21 protein-coding genes are annotated in these 19,537 nt (G+C 44.4%); 20 read left to right on the top strand and 1 reads right to left on the bottom strand.

Going from position 1 to position 19,537, the window contains the following annotated elements; genetic code table 11:
• The first annotated feature begins 53 nt into the window (after window positions 1-53).
• Window positions 54-134 carry a stage V sporulation protein SpoVM gene (gene spoVM, locus C1T29_RS09825; RefSeq protein WP_003221545.1) on the top strand — a complete coding sequence of 27 codons (81 nt, stop codon included), beginning with the start codon at window positions 54-56 and terminating at the stop codon, window positions 132-134.
• Window positions 135-206: 72 nt separating this feature from the next.
• Here the strand turns inward: spoVM and rpmB are convergent, their stop codons facing one another.
• The gene (rpmB, locus tag C1T29_RS09830; protein WP_003221548.1) at window positions 207-395 is read right to left on the bottom strand and encodes a 50S ribosomal protein L28; all 189 of its coding nucleotides are present in this window, start codon (window positions 393-395) and stop codon (window positions 207-209) included.
• A 276-nt stretch (window positions 396-671) separates the two neighbouring features.
• On the opposite strand from rpmB, the gene C1T29_RS09835 reads away from it, so the two are divergent.
• From C1T29_RS09835 to C1T29_RS09925, 19 genes are all read left to right on the top strand, one after another.
• Window positions 672-1,034, top strand: coding sequence for an Asp23/Gls24 family envelope stress response protein (locus C1T29_RS09835; RefSeq protein WP_014663939.1), 363 nt, complete (start codon window positions 672-674; stop codon window positions 1,032-1,034).
• Window positions 1,035-1,049: 15 nt separating this feature from the next.
• A complete protein-coding gene (locus C1T29_RS09840; protein ID WP_103748775.1) occupies window positions 1,050-2,711 on the top strand; it encodes a DAK2 domain-containing protein in 1,662 nt (553 codons plus the stop codon).
• A 138-nt stretch (window positions 2,712-2,849) separates the two neighbouring features.
• Entirely contained in the window at window positions 2,850-3,512 is a 663-nt protein-coding gene (gene sdaAB / locus C1T29_RS09845) for an L-serine ammonia-lyase, iron-sulfur-dependent subunit beta (RefSeq protein WP_069840337.1), read from the top strand.
• A gap of 24 nt (window positions 3,513-3,536) precedes the next feature.
• Window positions 3,537-4,439 (top strand): L-serine ammonia-lyase, iron-sulfur-dependent, subunit alpha, encoded by a 903-nt coding sequence (gene sdaAA / locus C1T29_RS09850; protein WP_003232049.1) that lies wholly within the window; start codon window positions 3,537-3,539, stop codon window positions 4,437-4,439.
• Window positions 4,417-6,468, top strand: a complete 2,052-nt coding sequence (recG, locus tag C1T29_RS09855; protein ID WP_095431292.1) for an ATP-dependent DNA helicase RecG — start codon at window positions 4,417-4,419, stop codon at window positions 6,466-6,468. Before sdaAA ends, recG begins: the two co-directional genes overlap by 23 nt.
• A gap of 108 nt (window positions 6,469-6,576) precedes the next feature.
• Window positions 6,577-7,143, top strand: coding sequence for a transcription factor FapR (gene fapR, locus C1T29_RS09860; protein WP_003232044.1), 567 nt, complete (start codon window positions 6,577-6,579; stop codon window positions 7,141-7,143).
• A 13-nt stretch (window positions 7,144-7,156) separates the two neighbouring features.
• Window positions 7,157-8,158 (top strand): phosphate acyltransferase PlsX, encoded by a 1,002-nt coding sequence (gene plsX / locus C1T29_RS09865; RefSeq protein WP_095431293.1) that lies wholly within the window; start codon window positions 7,157-7,159, stop codon window positions 8,156-8,158.
• A gap of 18 nt (window positions 8,159-8,176) precedes the next feature.
• A complete protein-coding gene (gene fabD, locus C1T29_RS09870; protein ID WP_095431294.1) occupies window positions 8,177-9,130 on the top strand; it encodes an ACP S-malonyltransferase in 954 nt (317 codons plus the stop codon).
• Entirely contained in the window at window positions 9,123-9,863 is a 741-nt protein-coding gene (gene fabG / locus C1T29_RS09875) for a 3-oxoacyl-[acyl-carrier-protein] reductase (RefSeq protein ID WP_014113766.1), read from the top strand. The genes fabD and fabG overlap by 8 nt, the downstream gene beginning before the upstream one ends.
• Window positions 9,864-9,946: 83 nt before the next feature.
• Window positions 9,947-10,180: an acyl carrier protein gene (gene acpP, locus C1T29_RS09880; protein ID WP_003154310.1), complete on the top strand. Its 234-nt coding sequence runs from the start codon at window positions 9,947-9,949 to the stop codon at window positions 10,178-10,180.
• A 139-nt stretch (window positions 10,181-10,319) separates the two neighbouring features.
• Window positions 10,320-11,069, top strand: coding sequence for a ribonuclease III (gene rncS / locus C1T29_RS09885; RefSeq protein ID WP_103748774.1), 750 nt, complete (start codon window positions 10,320-10,322; stop codon window positions 11,067-11,069).
• A 100-nt stretch (window positions 11,070-11,169) separates the two neighbouring features.
• Complete coding sequence (gene smc, locus C1T29_RS09890; protein WP_095431295.1) at window positions 11,170-14,730, top strand: chromosome segregation protein SMC; 3,561 nt, start codon at window positions 11,170-11,172, stop codon at window positions 14,728-14,730.
• Between the two features lie 19 nt (window positions 14,731-14,749).
• Complete coding sequence (ftsY, locus tag C1T29_RS09895) at window positions 14,750-15,739, top strand: signal recognition particle-docking protein FtsY (RefSeq protein WP_014663946.1); 990 nt, start codon at window positions 14,750-14,752, stop codon at window positions 15,737-15,739.
• A gap of 84 nt (window positions 15,740-15,823) precedes the next feature.
• Window positions 15,824-16,594 (top strand): phosphotransferase family protein, encoded by a 771-nt coding sequence (locus C1T29_RS09900; RefSeq protein WP_103748985.1) that lies wholly within the window; start codon window positions 15,824-15,826, stop codon window positions 16,592-16,594.
• Between the two features lie 121 nt (window positions 16,595-16,715).
• A complete protein-coding gene (locus tag C1T29_RS09905; RefSeq protein ID WP_003238590.1) occupies window positions 16,716-17,048 on the top strand; it encodes a putative DNA-binding protein in 333 nt (110 codons plus the stop codon).
• 13 nt (window positions 17,049-17,061) lie between these two features.
• Window positions 17,062-18,402, top strand: coding sequence for a signal recognition particle protein (ffh, locus tag C1T29_RS09910; protein ID WP_014663948.1), 1,341 nt, complete (start codon window positions 17,062-17,064; stop codon window positions 18,400-18,402).
• A 105-nt stretch (window positions 18,403-18,507) separates the two neighbouring features.
• Window positions 18,508-18,780 carry a 30S ribosomal protein S16 gene (rpsP, locus tag C1T29_RS09915; protein ID WP_003220815.1) on the top strand — a complete coding sequence of 91 codons (273 nt, stop codon included), beginning with the start codon at window positions 18,508-18,510 and terminating at the stop codon, window positions 18,778-18,780.
• Complete coding sequence (locus C1T29_RS09920; RefSeq protein ID WP_014663949.1) at window positions 18,780-19,025, top strand: KH domain-containing protein; 246 nt, start codon at window positions 18,780-18,782, stop codon at window positions 19,023-19,025. Before rpsP ends, C1T29_RS09920 begins: the two co-directional genes overlap by 1 nt.
• A gap of 121 nt (window positions 19,026-19,146) precedes the next feature.
• Window positions 19,147-19,533 carry a YlqD family protein gene (locus tag C1T29_RS09925; RefSeq protein ID WP_103748773.1) on the top strand — a complete coding sequence of 129 codons (387 nt, stop codon included), beginning with the start codon at window positions 19,147-19,149 and terminating at the stop codon, window positions 19,531-19,533.
• Window positions 19,534-19,537: the final 4 nt, after the last annotated feature.

A 19,537-nucleotide genomic window follows, 5' to 3' on the forward strand; every position in this document is an offset into this window, starting at 1 on the left:
TGCTGAAAACAATGAACAAGGTGGTTACGGGACGTTATAGGAGGGGACAAAAAATGAAATTTTACACCATTAAATTGCCGAAGTTTTTAGGAGGAATTGTCCGGGCGATGCTGGGCTCATTTAGAAAAGATTAATGCCCAGGGGTTCAAAGCCCTCTTTCACCACATAAAAACGCCTGCCACATATTGAGGCAGGCGTTCATTTTGTTATACACGCTCAACTTTACCGGATTTCAAAGCTCGAGCAGATACATATACTTTTTTAGGTTTTCCGTTCACAAGGATACGAACCTTTTGAAGATTCGCGCCCCAAGTGCGCTTAGAAGCGTTCATTGCGTGAGAACGGTTATTCCCAGCTGTTGTTTTTTTACCTGTGATAACGCATTTACGTGCCATTTGTTTCCCTCCTCACTTGCACAAAACATCTACTTTTTAACATTCATATGATCTTAGATGCTTTCGATATGGATACTTTAAATAATTTACCACAGCTAAAAAACGTTTGCAACTATTGTTTCATCATCTTTCAAGAAAATTCACTTGACATCTTGCGGAAACAGCAGCGCTATAGTATATGTAGAGGTACGGCCAGCAATTATTGCCTGGTCTTTTCATAATGGAAACCATATAGTAGAATAGCTGTAACTCTATGCATTCGAAGGAGGAAATAGTGTGTCCATTGAATTAAGAACGAAGTACGGGCAGATTGATATATCTAATGAAGTCATCGCAATGGTTGCAGGAGGCGCGGCTGTTGATTGCTACGGCATTGTCGGCATGGCTTCTAAAAACCAGATTAAAGACGGACTGACTGAAATCCTTCGGAAAGAGAATTTCAGCAGGGGTGTCCAAGTTCGCCAAGTAGGAGAACAGATACATATCGACATGTATATCATAGTCAGCTACGGCACGAAAATTTCTGAAGTGGCACATAATGTCCAAACAAAAGTAAAGTACACAGTAAATCAAACCATCGGACTCGCAGTGGACTCGGTCAATATTTATGTCCAAGGCGTACGAGTGACGAACCCGTAGTTAGGAGGAGTAGGATTGTCTATTAGAACATTAGACGGCAAAACCTTTGCCGAGATGATTCTTGCGGGAGCGCAGAATCTGTCTCAAAACGCCAGTGCAGTTGATGCGCTGAACGTGTTCCCTGTGCCGGACGGTGATACGGGAACAAATATGAACCTGTCGATGACTTCCGGAGCAAGAGAAGTTGAACAAATGGATACGGATGATATCGGGAAGGTGGGTTCCGCGTTATCTAAAGGACTGCTCATGGGAGCGCGTGGAAATTCAGGAGTCATCCTGTCCCAATTGTTCCGCGGATTCAGCAAAAGCATTGAATCGAAAAAAGAAATTAATTCGCTGGAATTTGCAGCTGCACTGCAAGCAGGTGTAGACATGGCGTATAAAGCTGTCATGAAACCTGTAGAGGGCACCATTTTAACAGTTGCAAAAGACGCTGCGAAAAAAGCGATGGCCTTAGCAGAAAAAGAAACCGATATCACTGCGCTGATGACTGCAGTGACAGAAGAAGCGGAGGCGTCTTTAAACCGCACCCCTGAATTGCTTCCTGTTCTAAAGGAAGTAGGAGTTGTCGACAGCGGGGGCAAAGGTCTGCTTTGTGTGTATGAAGGTTTCCTTGCTTCATTAAAAGGTGAAGCTGTACCTCAGAAAGCAGTTCTTCCGTCACTTGATGACATGGTCAACGCGGAGCATCACAAGAGTGCCCAAAGCATGATGAATACCGAAGATATTGAATTTGGGTTTTGTACCGAAGTGATGGTGAGGCTTGATCAGGCAAAAAGAGAATTCGACGAAGGTACGTTCAGACAAGACCTCAGCCAGTTCGGTGATTCTCTGCTCGTGATTGCGGATGAATCGCTGGCGAAGGTTCATATTCATGCTGAAGAGCCTGGGAACGTGTTAAACTACGCCCAGCATTACGGTGAATTGATCAAAATAAAAATAGAAAATATGAGAGAACAGCATACCTCTATCATCAGTCAAGAAAGCAAGCCCGCTGGCAACGAAAAAACGCCGGCAAAACAGCCGTATGGCATTGTGACTGTGGCGATGGGGGAAGGAATTTCAGACCTATTCAAAAGCATCGGCGCTTCTGTTGTGATTGAAGGCGGTCAGACGATGAACCCGAGCACTGAGGATATCGTCGAAGCCGTGAAGTCTGTAAATGCAGAAACGGTGTTTATCCTGCCGAACAACTCTAACATTATTATGGCTGCTAACCAAGCGGCCAGCGTAATGAATGAACAGGTTTTAGTCATTCCGGCCAAAACGGTTCCACAAGGGATGTCAGCATTGCTGGCCTTTAACCCGGATCAAGAAGCTGAAGCGAACGAGGCCAATATGCTCAGCGCCATTCAGCAAGTAAAAAGCGGACAGGTGACGTATTCAGTCAGAGATACTCATATTGACGGTAAAGATATTAAAAAAGGCGACTTTATGGGCATTCTAAATGGAACGATTATCGGCACTTCTGAAAATCAACTGTCAGCCGCGAAAATGCTGCTGTCAGAAATGATCGGAGAAGACGATGAAATCGTGACCATTCTATATGGTGAGGATGCGTCTCGGGAAGAAGCCGAGCAGCTTGAAGCATTTCTCAGTGATAAGTACGAGGAGATTGAGGTTGAGATCCACAATGGGAAACAGCCGCTGTATTCGTATATCGTTTCTGCAGAATAGAAGGGCAAATTGCCCTTCTATTCTTATGTCTACTTTTAAATGCGGCAGCGCTGTAACGCGCCCGCTTGCCATTTTATATCTGATCAATTAGTCTAGAAGCAAAGCGCTAATAAGCTCTGGTTCATAAGGAGGAATAGCATGAAATACAGAAGCGTTTTTGATATTATCGGTCCGGTTATGATCGGTCCGTCCAGCTCTCATACAGCGGGAGCTGCCAGAATCGGGAGAGTGGCCAGAAGTTTATTTGGCAGAGAGCCTGAGCGCATCATCATATCTTTTTACGGATCTTTTGCGGAAACGTATAAGGGCCACGGCACTGATGTCGCGATTATCGGCGGATTGCTTGATTTTGATACATTCGACGAACGGATTAAAACCGCTATACAAATTGCAGAAGATAAAGGAATTCATATAGAGTTTCGGGTTGAAGACGCAGTTCCGGTCCATCCGAACACAGCAAAAATCACCATTTCTGATGAAAAGGGAGAGCTTGAGCTGACGGGTATTTCAATTGGCGGAGGAAAGATCGAAATCACAGAATTGAATGGTTTTGAACTCCGGCTGTCAGGAAATCATCCGGCCATATTAGTTGTTCATAATGACAAATTTGGCACAATCGCCGGTGTTGCCAATGTTCTTGCGAAATTTTCAATCAACGTAGGACATATGGAAGTAGCCCGGAAAGATATCGGCCAGCTTGCGCTGATGACAATAGAGGTCGATCAAAATATTGACGACCATATTCTCGACGAGCTGTCAAAGCTGCCGAATATTATTCAAGTGACAAAGATTGCTGACTAGCGAAAGGGTCAGGAGGAGCCAGTTATGTTTCGTAATGTAAAGGAATTAATTGAGATTACTAAAGAAAAACAAATATTGATCTCTGATGTGATGATCGCTCAAGAGATGGAAGTAACAGAAAAAACAAAAGAGGACATTTTTCAGCAGATGGATCATAACCTGTCTGTTATGGAAGCGGCGGTTCAGAAAGGACTCGAGGGAGTGACGAGCCAAACGGGTTTAACGGGCGGAGACGCCGTTAAATTACAGGCTTATATTCGATCAGGAAAAAGCCTGTCTGGCCCGCTGATTTTAGATGCTGTATCGAAAGCCGTTGCAACAAATGAAGTAAATGCAGCTATGGGAACTATCTGTGCGACACCGACTGCAGGTTCTGCCGGTGTGGTGCCCGGCACGTTATTTGCTGTAAAAGAAAAGCTGAATCCAACGAGAGAACAAATGATTCGCTTTTTGTTTACGGCCGGAGCCTTCGGATTTGTCGTCGCCAATAACGCAAGTATTTCCGGTGCTGCCGGAGGATGTCAGGCAGAGGTTGGATCAGCTTCAGGCATGGCGGCTGCGGCCATTGTTGAAATGGCAGGAGGAACCCCCGAACAAAGCGCGGAGGCCATGGCCATTACATTAAAAAATATGCTAGGCCTCGTGTGCGACCCTGTAGCGGGGCTTGTTGAGGTGCCCTGCGTGAAACGGAATGCGATGGGCGCGTCAAATGCGATGATCGCCGCTGATATGGCATTGGCGGGCATTACTAGCCGTATTCCATGTGATGAGGTTATCGATGCCATGTATAAAATAGGCCAAACGATGCCAACTGCACTTAGGGAAACAGGCCAGGGCGGTTTAGCGGCCACACCGACTGGAAGAGAGTTAGAGAAAAAAATTTTCGGAGGAGCGCTAGGTTCACGTGAAACAACATCAGCAAACTAGTATAGCTAACATTAAGGGTATTGGGCCGGAAACAGAAAAAACATTACACGAACTCGGAATTTATGACATTTCTGATCTTCTGAATTATTTCCCTTATCGTTATGATGACTACGAGCTGAGGGATTTAGAAGAAGTAAAGCATGATGAAAGAGTCACAGTCGAAGGGAAGGTTCATTCAGAGCCTTCTCTTACCTATTACGGAAAAAAACGAAACAGGCTGACATTTCGGGTTCTTGTCGGCAACTATTTAATCACAGCCGTATGTTTTAACAGGCCTTATTTGAAGAAAAAGCTTTCGCTCGGCTCTGTTGTGACGGTCTCAGGTAAATGGGACAAGCACCGCCAAACCATCTCTGTTCAGGAGTTGAAAAACGGGCCGCATCAAGAGGATAAAAGCATTGAACCAGTGTATTCTGTGAAAGAAAATGTTACCGTCAAAATGATGAGGCGTTTTATTCAGCAGGCGCTGACCCAATATGCAGAATCACTTCCTGATGATCCTCTTCCGGAAAAGCTAAGAAAAAGCTATAAATTGCCTGACTATTATGAGGCGTTAAAAGCAATGCACCAGCCTGAAACAAGGGAAGCATTAAAGCTTGCCAGACGACGGTTTGTTTACGAAGAATTTTTGCTGTTTCAGTTGAAAATGCAGGCGTTCCGAAAGGCGGAAAGAGAGCAGACACAAGGGATACGGCAGGTTTTTTCAAACGAAGAACTCATGAGATTTATCAAAAGCCTCCCGTTTCCCCTCACAAATGCCCAGTCACGCGTTCTTCGCGAAATAACAGCAGACATGTCTTCTCCATACAGAATGAACCGTCTTCTTCAAGGGGACGTTGGATCAGGAAAAACAGCAGTCGCTGCGATTGCGCTGTATGCCGCGATCTTATCCGGATACCAAGGAGCGCTCATGGTGCCGACAGAAATTCTGGCCGAACAGCATGCTGATTCGCTTGTTTCACTATTTGAAAAATGGGATGTCAGCGTGGCTCTTTTGACAAGCTCCGTTAAAGGGAAGCGGCGAAAAGAATTGCTTGAGCGTCTTGCGGCGGGAGAGATTGATATTCTTGTAGGAACCCACGCTTTAATCCAAGATGAGGTGGAGTTTAAGGCGCTGAGTCTTGTTATTACAGATGAACAGCATCGTTTTGGGGTTGAGCAGCGCAAAAAGCTTCGGAACAAAGGGCAGGATCCCGATGTTCTCTTTATGACAGCCACTCCGATTCCAAGAACGTTAGCGATCACAGTGTTCGGTGAAATGGACGTATCAGTTATTGATGAGATGCCGGCTGGACGAAAGCAAATCGAAACCTATTGGGTAAAACATGACATGCTGGATCGCATTTTGGCATTTGTCGAAAAAGAATTAAAGCAAGGCAGACAGGCTTATATCATCTGTCCGCTGATTGAAGAATCAGACAAGCTTGATGTGCAAAACGCCATTGACGTGTACAATATGCTTTCTGATATTTTTCGGGGGAAATGGAACGTCGGTCTTATGCACGGAAAGCTGCATTCAGATGAAAAAGACCAGGTCATGAGAGAATTCAGCACCAATCATTGTCAAATTCTCGTATCCACCACTGTCGTTGAGGTCGGCGTGAATGTTCCGAATGCAACGATTATGGTGATTTATGACGCCGACCGTTTCGGGCTGTCACAGCTTCACCAGCTGCGCGGCCGAGTCGGACGGGGGGAACATCAATCTTTCTGTATTCTGATGGCTGATCCAAAATCAGAAACAGGGAAAGAACGGATGAGGATCATGTCGGAGACCAATGACGGGTTCGAGCTGTCTGAAAAGGATCTGGAACTGAGAGGTCCCGGTGATTTCTTTGGGAAAAAACAAAGCGGAATGCCGGAATTCAAGGTGGCGGACATGGTTCATGATTACAGAGCGCTTGAAACGGCAAGGCAGGATGCTGCGAATCTTGTGGCTTCCGACGCGTTCTGGAAGGAGCCGGAATACGCTGTGTTAAGAGAGCATTTGCTGAAGAGCGGAGTGATGGACGGGGAAAAATTAAGCTGAGCATCAGAAGTTTTTGGTGTTCAGCCAGAAACAATCGTTGCATTCCAATCTATGAAATTATATACTACTATTAGTACCTAGTCTTAATTGTCCGGATGGTGTTTAGATATGAGAAGAAATAAGAGAGAACGCCAGGAATTACTTCAGCAGACGATTCAAGCAACCCCTTTTATTACAGATGAAGAATTAGCTGGTAAATTCGGGGTGAGCATCCAGACGATACGTTTGGACCGCTTAGAGCTTTCCATACCGGAGCTGAGAGAAAGAATTAAGAACGTGGCAGAGAAAACACTTGAGGACGAAGTAAAGTCCCTGTCACTTGATGAAGTTATCGGAGAAATTATTGACCTTGAGCTGGATGATCAGGCGATATCCATTTTAGAAATAAAACAGGAGCATGTGTTCAGCCGGAATCAGATTGCGAGAGGACACCATTTATTTGCACAGGCGAATTCTTTGGCCGTTGCAGTCATTGATGACGAGCTGGCGCTGACTGCAAGTGCAGACATCCGCTTTACAAGACAGGTAAAGCAGGGAGAACGCGTCGTAGCGAAAGCGAAAGTAACGGCTGTCGAAAAAGAAAAAGGAAGAACGGTTGTCGAAGTGAACAGCTACGTTGGCGAAGAAATTGTTTTTTCTGGACGCTTTGACATGTATCGTTCAAAACATTCATAAAGGTGGAGCATGCATGAGAATAGCTGTAGATGCAATGGGAGGAGACCACGCTCCCAAAGCTGTTATTGACGGAGTTATAAAAGGTATAGAGGCATTTGATGATCTCCATATCACACTTGTCGGTGACAAATCAACGATAGAATCACATTTAACAACAACATCAGATCGCATCACGGTGCTGCACGCAGATGAAGTGATTGAGCCTACGGATGAACCGGTCCGCGCCGTGCGAAGAAAAAAGAACTCATCAATGGTTCTTATGGCGCAGGAGGTTGCGGAAAACAGAGCTGACGCCTGCATTTCAGCAGGGAATACCGGTGCGTTAATGACAGCCGGTCTCTTTATCGTCGGAAGAATTAAAGGAATTGACCGACCGGCGCTTGCCCCGACACTTCCGACCGTTTCGGGAGGCGGATTTCTTCTGCTTGATGTCGGCGCCAATGTCGATGCCAAGCCGGAGCACCTCGTTCAATACGCCATCATGGGCTCTGTTTATTCTCAGCAAGTGCGCGGTGTCTCTTCACCGAGAGTCGGGCTTTTAAATGTCGGAACAGAAGATAAAAAAGGAAACGAACTGACGAAACAAACGTTTCAAATGTTAAAAGACACAGAGAACATCAATTTTATCGGAAACGTGGAAGCGCGAGACCTATTAGATGATGTGGCGGATGTTGTAGTAACAGACGGCTTTACCGGGAATGTTACACTCAAAACGCTGGAAGGCTCTGCGTTGTCTATTTTTAAAATGATGAGAGAAGTAATGACGTCTACTTTCACATCCAAGCTTGCAGCAGCTGTGCTGAAGCCAAAGTTGAAAGAAATGAAAATGAAAATGGAGTACTCGAATTATGGTGGAGCAAGTCTTTTTGGCTTAAAAGCCCCTGTGATCAAGGCGCACGGCTCATCAGATTCTCATGCAGTATTTCATGCGATTCGGCAAGCAAGAGAGATGGTCAGCCAAAATGTGGCTGAACTCATTCAGGAAGAAGTAAAAGAAGAAAAAACAGATGAGTAGTCTGGAGGTTTTTACATCATGAGTAAGTTTGCATTTTTATTCCCGGGTCAGGGTTCACAATTTATCGGCATGGGAAAAGAGCTTTATGAGCAGGTGCCTGCTGCAAAGCGTCTGTTTGATGAAGCCGATGAAACGTTAGAAACAAAACTCAGCTCGCTTATTTTTGAGGGTGCTGCTGAAGAATTAACACTTACATACAATGCGCAGCCTGCTTTGCTTACGACAAGCATTGCTGTTCTTGAGAAATTTAAAGAATCTGGCATTACACCTGATTTCACAGCAGGGCACAGCCTTGGTGAATATTCTGCACTGGTTGCGGCTGGTGCCCTGTCCTTCAAAGATGCTGTTTACACCGTCAGAAAACGCGGAGAGTTTATGAATGAAGCGGTACCGGCTGGCGAAGGAGCAATGGCTGCGATTCTCGGCATGGATGCTGAAGCGTTAAAGCAAGTAACTGATAAAGTCACGAAGGAAGGCAACCTTGTACAGCTTGCGAATCTCAACTGTCCTGGACAAATCGTTATTTCCGGAACAGCTAAAGGGGTTGAGCTTGCATCTGAACTGGCAAAAGAGAATGGTGCAAAACGCGCGATTCCGCTTGAAGTAAGCGGTCCGTTCCATTCCGAACTGATGAAACCGGCAGCTGAAAAGCTGAAAGAGGTATTGGATGCTTGTGACATAAAAGACGCTGACGTTCCGGTCATCTCAAATGTTTCTGCTGACGTGATGACTGAAAAAGCTGAAATCAAACAAAAACTCATTGAGCAGCTTTACTCTCCTGTTCGTTTTGAGGAAAGCATTAACAAGCTGATTGCAGAGGGCGTTACGACTTTTGTTGAAATCGGTCCCGGAAAAGTGCTTTCAGGCCTTGTGAAAAAAGTAAACAGACGATTAAAAACAATTGCTGTATCAGATCCGGAAACGATCGAGCTGGCAATTCAAACGCTTAAGGAGGAGAATGATAATGCTTAATGATAAAACGGCTATTGTCACTGGCGCATCCCGCGGAATTGGCCGCTCAATCGCCCTTGACCTGGCAAAAAGCGGCGCGAATGTTGTCGTGAACTACTCCGGCAATGAAGCGAAAGCAAATGAAGTGGTTGATGAAATCAAATCAATGGGCAGAAAAGCAATTGCTGTCAAAGCGGATGTATCAAATCCCGAAGATGTACAAAACATGATAAAAGAAACGCTTTCTGTTTTTTCTACGATTGATATTCTGGTTAATAATGCGGGAATTACAAGAGACAATCTCATCATGAGAATGAAGGAAGACGAATGGGATGATGTCATTAACATTAACCTGAAGGGTGTTTTCAACTGCACAAAAGCTGTGACAAGACAAATGATGAAACAGCGTTCAGGACGTATTATTAACGTATCGTCTATCGTAGGCGTCAGCGGAAACCCTGGACAAGCCAACTACGTGGCTGCAAAAGCCGGCGTCATCGGTTTAACCAAATCTTCCGCTAAAGAGCTGGCCAGCCGAAATATTACGGTAAATGCGATAGCGCCAGGATTTATCTCAACTGATATGACAGATAAACTTGCAAAAGACGTTCAAGATGAAATGCTGAAACAAATTCCGCTCGCGCGCTTTGGCGAACCCGGCGATGTCAGCAGTGTTGTCACGTTCCTTGCTTCAGAGGGAGCACGTTACATGACAGGCCAAACACTTCATATTGACGGCGGAATGGTGATGTAAGTTTTTTCTCGAAAATTTCATCATAGTTTCTCTAGTTTTTTAAAAACGAATCCACTATAATACTTGAGGGGAGGTGAATTGCTATGGCAGATACATTAGAGCGTGTAACGAAAATCATCGTAGATCGCCTTGGCGTTGATGAAGCAGACGTCAAACTTGAAGCTTCTTTCAAGGAAGACTTAGGTGCTGATTCCCTAGATGTAGTTGAGCTTGTTATGGAACTTGAAGACGAGTTTGATATGGAAATTTCTGACGAAGATGCTGAAAAGATTGCAACAGTCGGCGACGCTGTGAACTACATACAAAACCAGCAATAAGCTGATGCTAAAAGTCCCGCCGAAACGCGGGGCTTTAGCCCTTTATTCGTGCAGTTATTACAGCATGCCGCTTTTACGCGCGCTGTATCCGGTTTAGTCAGAGAAGCGCGGTGAACCTGATGTGCCTATGGAGGTTACTATGTCAAAACACTCACATTATAAAGATAAAAAAAAGTTCTATAAAAAAGTAGAACAATTTAAAGAGTTTCAAGAACGGATTTCGGTTCACTTTCAAAATGAAAAGCTTTTGTATCAAGCATTTACACATTCATCTTATGTGAATGAGCATCGGAAAAAGCCGTATGAAGATAATGAAAGGCTTGAATTTTTAGGTGACGCTGTTTTGGAACTGACGATCTCCAGATTCTTATTTGCCAAATACCCGGCTATGAGTGAAGGAGATTTGACGAAATTGAGAGCCGCAATTGTTTGCGAACCGTCTCTCGTTTCATTGGCTCACGAACTGTCATTCGGCGACCTTGTCCTGTTGGGAAAAGGTGAGGAAATGACAGGCGGAAGAAAGCGTCCTGCTCTATTGGCAGATGTTTTTGAGGCATTTATCGGAGCCTTGTATCTTGACCAAGGATTAGAGCCGGTCGAAAGTTTCTTAAAAGTTTATGTGTTCCCTAAAATTAACGATGGTGCTTTTTCTCATGTGATGGATTTCAAAAGCCAGCTGCAGGAATACGTGCAGCGGGACGGCAAAGGCTCTCTGGAGTATAAAATCTCCAACGAAAAAGGACCTGCGCACAACCGTGAATTTGAAGCCATCGTATCTCTAAAAGGTGAACCACTCGGTGTCGGAAATGGCCGTTCAAAGAAAGAAGCCGAACAGCACGCTGCTCAGGAAGCTTTAGCTAAATTGCAAAAACACCATACGAATCAATAAAATCCCCCTTATAATTCAGGGGGATTTCAGTATGTTTGCCGTCTTATTTCACCAATGTTTATGATAGAATTGAAATACTTATTACATAAGGAGGATCGCTATGTTCCTCAAACGTTTAGACGTTATAGGATTTAAATCATTTGCAGAACGGATTTCCGTAGACTTCGTGAAAGGCGTGACAGCGGTTGTCGGCCCGAACGGAAGCGGAAAAAGCAACATCACGGATGCCATTCGCTGGGTTCTCGGCGAACAATCGGCACGCTCTCTTCGCGGCGGAAAAATGGAAGACATTATTTTTGCCGGCAGTGATTCAAGAAAGCGATTAAATCTAGCTGAAGTTACGCTTACTCTTGATAATGACGATCATTTCTTGCCAATTGACTTCCACGAGGTTAGTGTCACAAGACGTGTGTACAGATCAGGCGAAAGTGAGTTTCTGATTAACAATCAGCCATGCCGCTTAAAAGATATTATTGATTTATTTATGGACTCCGGCCTTGGTAAAGAAGCATTTTCTATTATCAGCCAAGGGAAAGTGGAAGAGATTTTAAGCAGCAAAGCAGAGGATCGCCGCAGTATCTTTGAAGAAGCGGCCGGGGTGCTTAAATATAAAACGAGAAAGAAAAAAGCAGAAAATAAACTGTTTGAAACACAAGACAACCTAAATCGGGTAGAAGATATATTACATGAGCTTGAAGGACAGGTTGAACCTCTTAAAATTCAAGCTTCAATAGCGAAAGATTACCTTGAGAAAAAGAAAGAGCTGGAGCATGTTGAAATTGCGCTGACTGCCTATGATATCGAAGAACTGCATGGCAAATGGTCAACGCTTAAAGAGAAAGTGCAGCTTGCAAAGGAAGAAGAGCTCGCTGAATCGTCTGCGATTTCTGCGAAAGAAGCGAAAATCGAAGATGCGAGAGATAAAATTCAAGCGCTTGATGAATCAGTAGATGAACTCCAGCAAGTTTTACTGGTAACAAGTGAAGAGCTGGAAAAGCTTGAAGGCCGTAAAGAAGTCCTGAAAGAACGAAAGAAAAACGCTGTGCAAAACCAAGAACAGCTTGAAGAAGCCATTGTTCAGTTCCAGCAAAAAGAAACGGTGCTCAAAGAAGAGCTTGCGAAGCAGGAAGCTGTCTTCGAAACACTTCAAGCAGAGGTGAAACAGCTAAGGGCTCAAGTAAAAGAAAAACAACAGGCTCTAAGTCTTCACAACGAAAATGTCGAAGAGAAAATCGAGCAGCTGAAAAGTGATTACTTTGAGCTGTTAAACAGCCAGGCTTCGATTCGCAACGAGCTCCAGCTCCTAGATGATCAGATGTCCCAATCTGCTGTCACATTGCAGAGACTCGCGGACAACAATGAAAAGCATATACAGGAACGGCGTGATATTTCTGCGCGAAAAGCAGCATGTGAAACAGAATTTGCCCGAATTGAGCAGGAGATTCACAGCCAAGTTGGTGCATATCGTGATATGCAGACAAAATATGAGCAGAAAAAGCGCCAATACGAAAAAAATGAATCCGCTCTGTATCAGGCATACCAATACGTTCAGCAAGCGAGAGCAAAAAAGGACATGCTTGAGACGATGCAGGGGGATTTCTCCGGCTTTTATCAAGGTGTTAAAGAAGTGCTGAAAGCGAAAGAGCGCCTTGGCGGAATTCGCGGAGCGGTCCTTGAGCTGATCTCGACAGAACGGAAGTATGAAACGGCCATTGAAATAGCGCTCGGCGCTTCTGCTCAACACGTCGTGACCGACGATGAACAGTCTGCCCGCAAAGCGATTCAATATTTAAAGCAGAATTCCTTCGGCCGGGCGACGTTTTTGCCTCTTTCTGTTATTAGAGACCGCCAGTTTCAAAGCCGTGACGGGGAAACAGCCGCTCGGCACTCATCATTTCTCGGGGTTGCCAGTGAACTTGTCACATTTGATCCTGCATATCGAAGCGTCATACAGAATCTTCTTGGGACCGTGCTGATCACAGAGGATTTAAAGGGTGCAAACGAGCTTGCGAAGCTTCTCGGGCACCGGTACCGCATCGTAACCCTTGAGGGAGATGTTGTGAACCCTGGTGGCTCAATGACGGGCGGCGCGGTTAAAAAGAAAAATAACTCCCTTCTCGGAAGAAGCCGGGAGCTAGAAGATGTGACGAAACGGCTCGCTGAAATGGAAGAGAAAACTGCTCTGCTTGAACAAGAGGTCAAAACCCTTAAGCACTCCATTCAGGATATGGAGAAAAAACTGGCTGACTTAAGAGAAACCGGAGAAAGCTTAAGGTTAAAGCAGCAGGATGTGAAGGGCCAGCTGTACGAACTTCAAGTTGCCGAGAAAAATATCAACACCCATTTAGAGCTCTATGATCAAGAAAAATCTGCTCTGTCAGAAAGCGATGAAGAGAAAAAAGCGCGCAAACGCAAGCTTGAAGAAGAGCTCTCTGCCGTATCTGAAAAGATGAAGCATCTTGAAGAGAACATAGACAGACTGACAAAACAAAAACAATCGCAATCCTCAACGAAAGAGTCTCTCTCCAACGAGCTGACTGAGCTGAAGATCGCAGCGGCCAAAAAGGAGCAGGCATGCAAGGGGGAAGAGGACAACCTTGCCAGATTAAAGAAAGAGCTCACAGAAACTGAGTTTGCGTTAAAAGAAGCAAAAGAAGACTTAAGCTTCTTAACGTCAGAGATGTCATCAAGCACCAGCGGCGAAGAAAAGCTGGAAGAAGCCGCAAAACATAAATTGAATGACAAAACGAAAACGATCGAACTGATTGCGTTAAGGCGCGATCAGCGCATCAAGCTTCAGCATGGGCTTGATACGTATGAGCGTGAGCTAAAAGAAATGAAACGCCTGTATAAACAAAAAACAACACTCTTAAAAGACGAGGAAGTCAAACTTGGGCGAATGGAAGTAGAGCTCGATAATTTACTCCAGTATTTGCGGGAGGAATACAGCTTGTCCTTTGAGGGGGCAAAAGAGAAATATCAGCTTGAAACCGATCCAGAGGAAGCCAGAAAGCGCGTGAAGCTGATTAAACTCGCAATTGAAGAGCTTGGTACCGTGAACCTCGGAAGCATAGATGAGTTTGAGAGGGTCAACGAACGGTACAAGTTTCTGTCGGAACAAAAAGAAGATTTAACAGAAGCGAAAAATACCCTGTTCCAAGTGATTGAAGAAATGGATGAAGAAATGACGAAACGCTTTAACGACACATTCGTCCAAATCCGCTCACACTTTGATCAAGTCTTCCGCTCCTTATTCGGAGGGGGGCGAGCTGAATTGAGGCTCACCGATCCTAACGATCTGCTTCACTCAGGAGTTGAGATTATCGCACAGCCGCCGGGGAAAAAACTGCAAAACTTAAATCTCCTGTCAGGCGGAGAGCGTGCGCTTACGGCTATAGCGCTCTTATTCTCAATTTTAAAAGTTCGCCCAGTGCCGTTTTGCGTCCTTGACGAAGTAGAGGCTGCGCTTGACGAAGCGAATGTGTTCCGGTTTGCGCAGTATTTAAAAAGATACAGCAGAGATACCCAGTTTATTGTGATTACCCACAGAAAAGGGACGATGGAGGAAGCGGATGTCCTATACGGCGTAACCATGCAGGAGTCCGGTGTGTCCAAGGTAATCTCAGTTAAGCTGGAAGAAACAAAAGAATTCGTTCAGTAACGAGGAAAGAGGTTAAAAGATGAGCTTTTTTAAAAAATTAAAAGAGAAAATCACAAAACAGACAGATTCCGTATCTGAAAAGTTTAAGGATGGCCTTGAAAAAACAAGAAACTCCTTTCAAAACAAAGTGAATGATCTTGTATCCCGTTACCGTAAAGTGGATGAGGATTTCTTCGAAGAGCTTGAAGAGGTTCTTATCAGCGCGGATGTCGGTTTTACAACCGTTATGGAATTGATAGATGAACTAAAAAAAGAAGTCAAACGCAGAAATATCCAAGATCCGAAGGAAGTCCAGTCAGTCATTTCTGAGAAACTGGTCGAGATTTATAACAGCGGGGATGAGCAAATTTCAGAGCTGAATATCCAGGATGGGCGTTTAAACGTAATCCTTCTGGTAGGTGTAAACGGCGTTGGGAAAACGACAACGATCGGAAAGCTTGCTCATAAAATGAAACAAGAAGGAAAATCTGTCGTGCTTGCTGCCGGAGACACTTTTAGAGCGGGAGCCATTGAACAGCTGGAAGTATGGGGAGAGCGTACAGGAGTGCCTGTCATTAAGCAGACGGCCGGAAGCGATCCGGCGGCTGTCATCTACGATGCTGTTCATGCTGCAAAAGCAAGAAATGCCGATGTATTAATTTGTGATACGGCAGGTCGTCTCCAAAACAAAGTCAATCTCATGAAAGAGCTTGAAAAAGTGAAACGTGTTATCGAAAGAGAGGTTCCTGAAGCGCCGCATGAGGTGCTGCTTGCCCTTGATGCCACAACTGGCCAAAATGCAATGGCCCAGGCAAAAGAGTTCTCTAAAGCGACAAATGTTACCGGCATTGCTTTAACGAAGCTTGATGGTACGGCAAAAGGCGGTATCGTCCTTGCGATTCGCAACGAGCTTCACATCCCGGTTAAACTAGTCGGGTTAGGTGAAAAAGTTGATGACCTCCAGGAATTTGATCCAGAATCGTATGTGTACGGGCTCTTTTCAGATTTAGTGGAAAAAGCCGAGGATTAATGAATAAAAAGCGAGTATAAAATGGACAGTTTTATACTCGTTTTTTTATACGCATTGATATATTGGAATGGAGGGTGCAGATTGTTGGACAAATGGCTGAAAGCTGAATTGAAAAAAAAGATCGGCGCAATAAAACACATGTCGCTGTTGGATGAACAGGGAGGCACTTCAACCGTTCGAAAAATAGTGACAAGCCAAGGCGCATATCTGTTGAAAAGTTCTTCTCACCTGAGGTATCGGGAATGGTTAAGGAGAGAAGCCCTTGTTTTACAAAAGCTTAACGGAACTCATCGTCTGCCTGTCCCTGTTTATTATGGGTTTATCCAGCAACAGCATTCCAGCCATATCGTCATGTCGTTTGAAGATGGAATTACACTGACTTCTGCTTTAAGAAAAGCAAAGGGAGATACTGAAAAGAAAAAGCTGATCAAAAGCTTCGGCCAGTTTCTCAATCGTCTGCATGAAACCGAACTTGTCCCTGATTTACAGCCGGAAATAGATTGGCTCGATTTGCAAATCAAACGAGCCGGTGATTATGTCGAAAAAGGACAAGCTGAAGGCAGCGCATGGCTTTTGAAGGAATTGGACCAGCACAGGCCTGTTCCTGTTCAGCAGACAATGATTCATGGTGACTGCACAACTGATAATGTGCTGGTGAAAGACGGAGAGGTCTGTCTGTTTATTGATGCTGCGGGAATATCGGCGGGAGACCCGCGATATGATGAATCATTAGCGATCAGAAATTTTGCCACAAATGAAGCATTTCTCAATGCTTTTTACGAAGGCTATTGCCGCTATCGAGTATCTAAACAAGAATTCGAGTATTTTAACGGCGGTCTATATGAATTTTTCTGAATGAATTTATTATGCAAAAAGAGCAGCATGCTTTGACAAGATAAAAACTTGACAGTGTCAATAAAACCGTGTAAACTAAGTTATCGTAAAGGGATTTGACTTAACAAAGGGGAGAGCTCAAATGTCACTCGAAAAGACAACGAGAATGAATTATCTGTTTGATTTTTATCAGTCGTTGTTGACGTCAAAACAGAAGAGCTATATGTCGCTTTATTATTTGGACGATTTCTCCCTAGGCGAAATAGCCGAAGAATATGAGGTTTCAAGACAAGCTGTTTATGATAACATCAAACGAACAGAAGCGATGCTTGAACAATATGAAGAAAAGCTGCTCCTTTTGAAAAAGTTTCAGGAGCGTAAAGAGATGTTTAATAAGCTGAAGGAGCTTGCTTCCGGTTCAAAAGAAGAGGAAGAAATTACAGCTCTGATTGAAGCGCTTGAGAAATTAGATTAGGAGGCGGCAAACTATGGCATTTGAAGGATTAGCCGACCGACTGCAGCAGACGATTTCTAAAATCCGCGGAAAAGGGAAAGTCAGCGAACAAGATGTTAAAGATATGATGCGTGAGGTTCGTCTTGCGCTGCTTGAGGCTGACGTTAACTTTAAAGTAGTCAAGGATTTTGTCAAAAAAGTAAGTGAACGCGCTGTAGGCCAAGACGTCATGAAAAGTCTGACGCCCGGCCAGCAGGTCATTAAAGTTGTTCAAGAGGAACTGACTGAGCTGATGGGCGGCGAAGAGAGCAAAATCGCCGTCGCAAAAAGGCCGCCGACTGTTATTATGATGGTCGGTCTCCAAGGTGCCGGTAAAACGACAACAAGCGGTAAGCTTGCGAATCTGCTGCGCAAAAAGCATAATCGCAAACCGATGCTGGTTGCTGCCGATATTTACCGCCCAGCCGCAATTAAGCAGCTGGAAACGCTCGGCAAACAGCTAGATATGCCTGTTTTCTCTCTTGGTGATCAGGTCAGTCCTGTAGAAATAGCGAAACAAGCGATTGAGAAAGCCAAGGAAGAACATTATGACTATGTCATTTTGGATACGGCAGGCCGCTTGCATATCGACCATGAACTAATGGATGAACTGACCAACGTCAAAGAAATCGCCAATCCGGAAGAAATCTTCCTTGTTGTCGATTCAATGACCGGTCAGGACGCTGTGAATGTTGCCAAAAGCTTTAATGAACAGCTCGGTTTAACCGGTGTTGTGTTAACGAAGCTGGATGGAGACACACGCGGCGGGGCTGCGCTTTCTATTCGCGCGGTCACAAACACGCCGATTAAATTCGCGGGTATGGGCGAAAAGCTTGATGCGTTAGAGCCGTTCCATCCTGAACGCATGGCATCAAGGATTCTCGGCATGGGCGACGTGCTGACATTGATTGAAAAAGCACAGGCCAGCGTTGATGAAGACAAAGCCAAAGAGCTCGAACAAAAAATGAGGACGATGAGCTTCACATTGGACGATTTTCTGGAGCAGCTCGGGCAAGTCAGAAACATGGGACCGCTTGATGAACTTCTGCAAATGATGCCGGGTGCAGGCAAAATGAAAGGCCTGAAAAACATCCAAGTTGACGAAAAACAGCTGAATCATGTGGAAGCCATCATCAAATCAATGACTGTTCTTGAAAAAGAACAGCCGGATATCATCAATGCCAGCCGGCGGAAGCGGATTGCAAAAGGAAGCGGGACATCCGTACAGGAAGTCAACCGTCTGCTTAAGCAGTTTGACGAAATGAAAAAAATGATGAAGCAGATGACAAATATGTCAAAAGGCAAGAAAAAAGGGTTTAAGCTACCTTTTATGTAATCGGTTATACATGATAAAACCATTGTTAAGAAAAAACACTTTACAAACACTTTTATCATTGTTAATATACTATCTTGTTGAAATATTTTCGGAGGTGCTAGTAAAATGGCAGTAAAAATTCGTTTAAAACGTATGGGAGCAAAAAAATCTCCTTTCTATCGTATTGTTGTAGCAGATTCTCGTTCACCACGTGACGGCCGTTTCATTGAAACAGTCGGAACTTACAACCCGGTTGCAAAACCAGCGGAAGTAAAAATTGACGAAGAGCTTGCTCTTAAATGGCTTCAAACTGGAGCGAAACCATCTGATACAGTTCGCAACTTGTTCTCTAGCCAAGGAATCATGGAAAAATTCCACAACGCTAAACAAGGCAAGTAATGACTGATCAACACTTGGAAGATTTGATTGTCCGAATTGTGACCCCGCTTGTTGATCATCCAGATGACATTCGCGTCACAAGAGAAGAAACCGATCAAAAGATTGCGCTGCGCTTATCTGTCCATAAGTCAGATACCGGTAAAGTTATCGGAAAGCAAGGCCGGACTGCAAAAGCGATTCGAACAGCTGTATTTGCAGCTGGCGCACAGTCTTCTAAGAAAGTTCAATTTGAGATATTTGACTAAAAGGGAGAGGGCCGGCACCTCCCCTTTTTTTACACGCAAAAAAAGGGTAAACTGATAGAAGCTTAGGCAAAATAGAAAAGCCTGAGCGAGAAAAAGTTTTAAAAGCGGGGAGCTTGGTGCGATGCAAATTATTCACCGTGTAGCCGTTATGCAAGTCTTAACCGAGCGCAGCAAAGAACAGCTTTTAACTTCTTTTGCCGAAAAGAAACAAATGCTTGAACGAGAATGCAGCCAGCTCTATTTTCAGCTTAGAAAACACGAGAAAGAACAACAAAACCCTGATATGATTGAACAATTTAAAAAGGCAATAGAAAAGCGAAAAGATGATATAAAGATCATCGATTTTCAAATTGCTCAAGTACATACATTGCCGCTTGGCAGTGAGTTGAGAGAAAAGGAAGTCGATGCCCTGCTGACGATTGAAGCCGGGGATGACTGGCATGAAAAAACAGCAGCGAACACCATCGTCATAAAAGACGGAAAAGTAATTGAAATTCGCCAGAGGTGATCAT

This window comes from Bacillus sp. MBGLi79 (assembly GCF_002953915.1).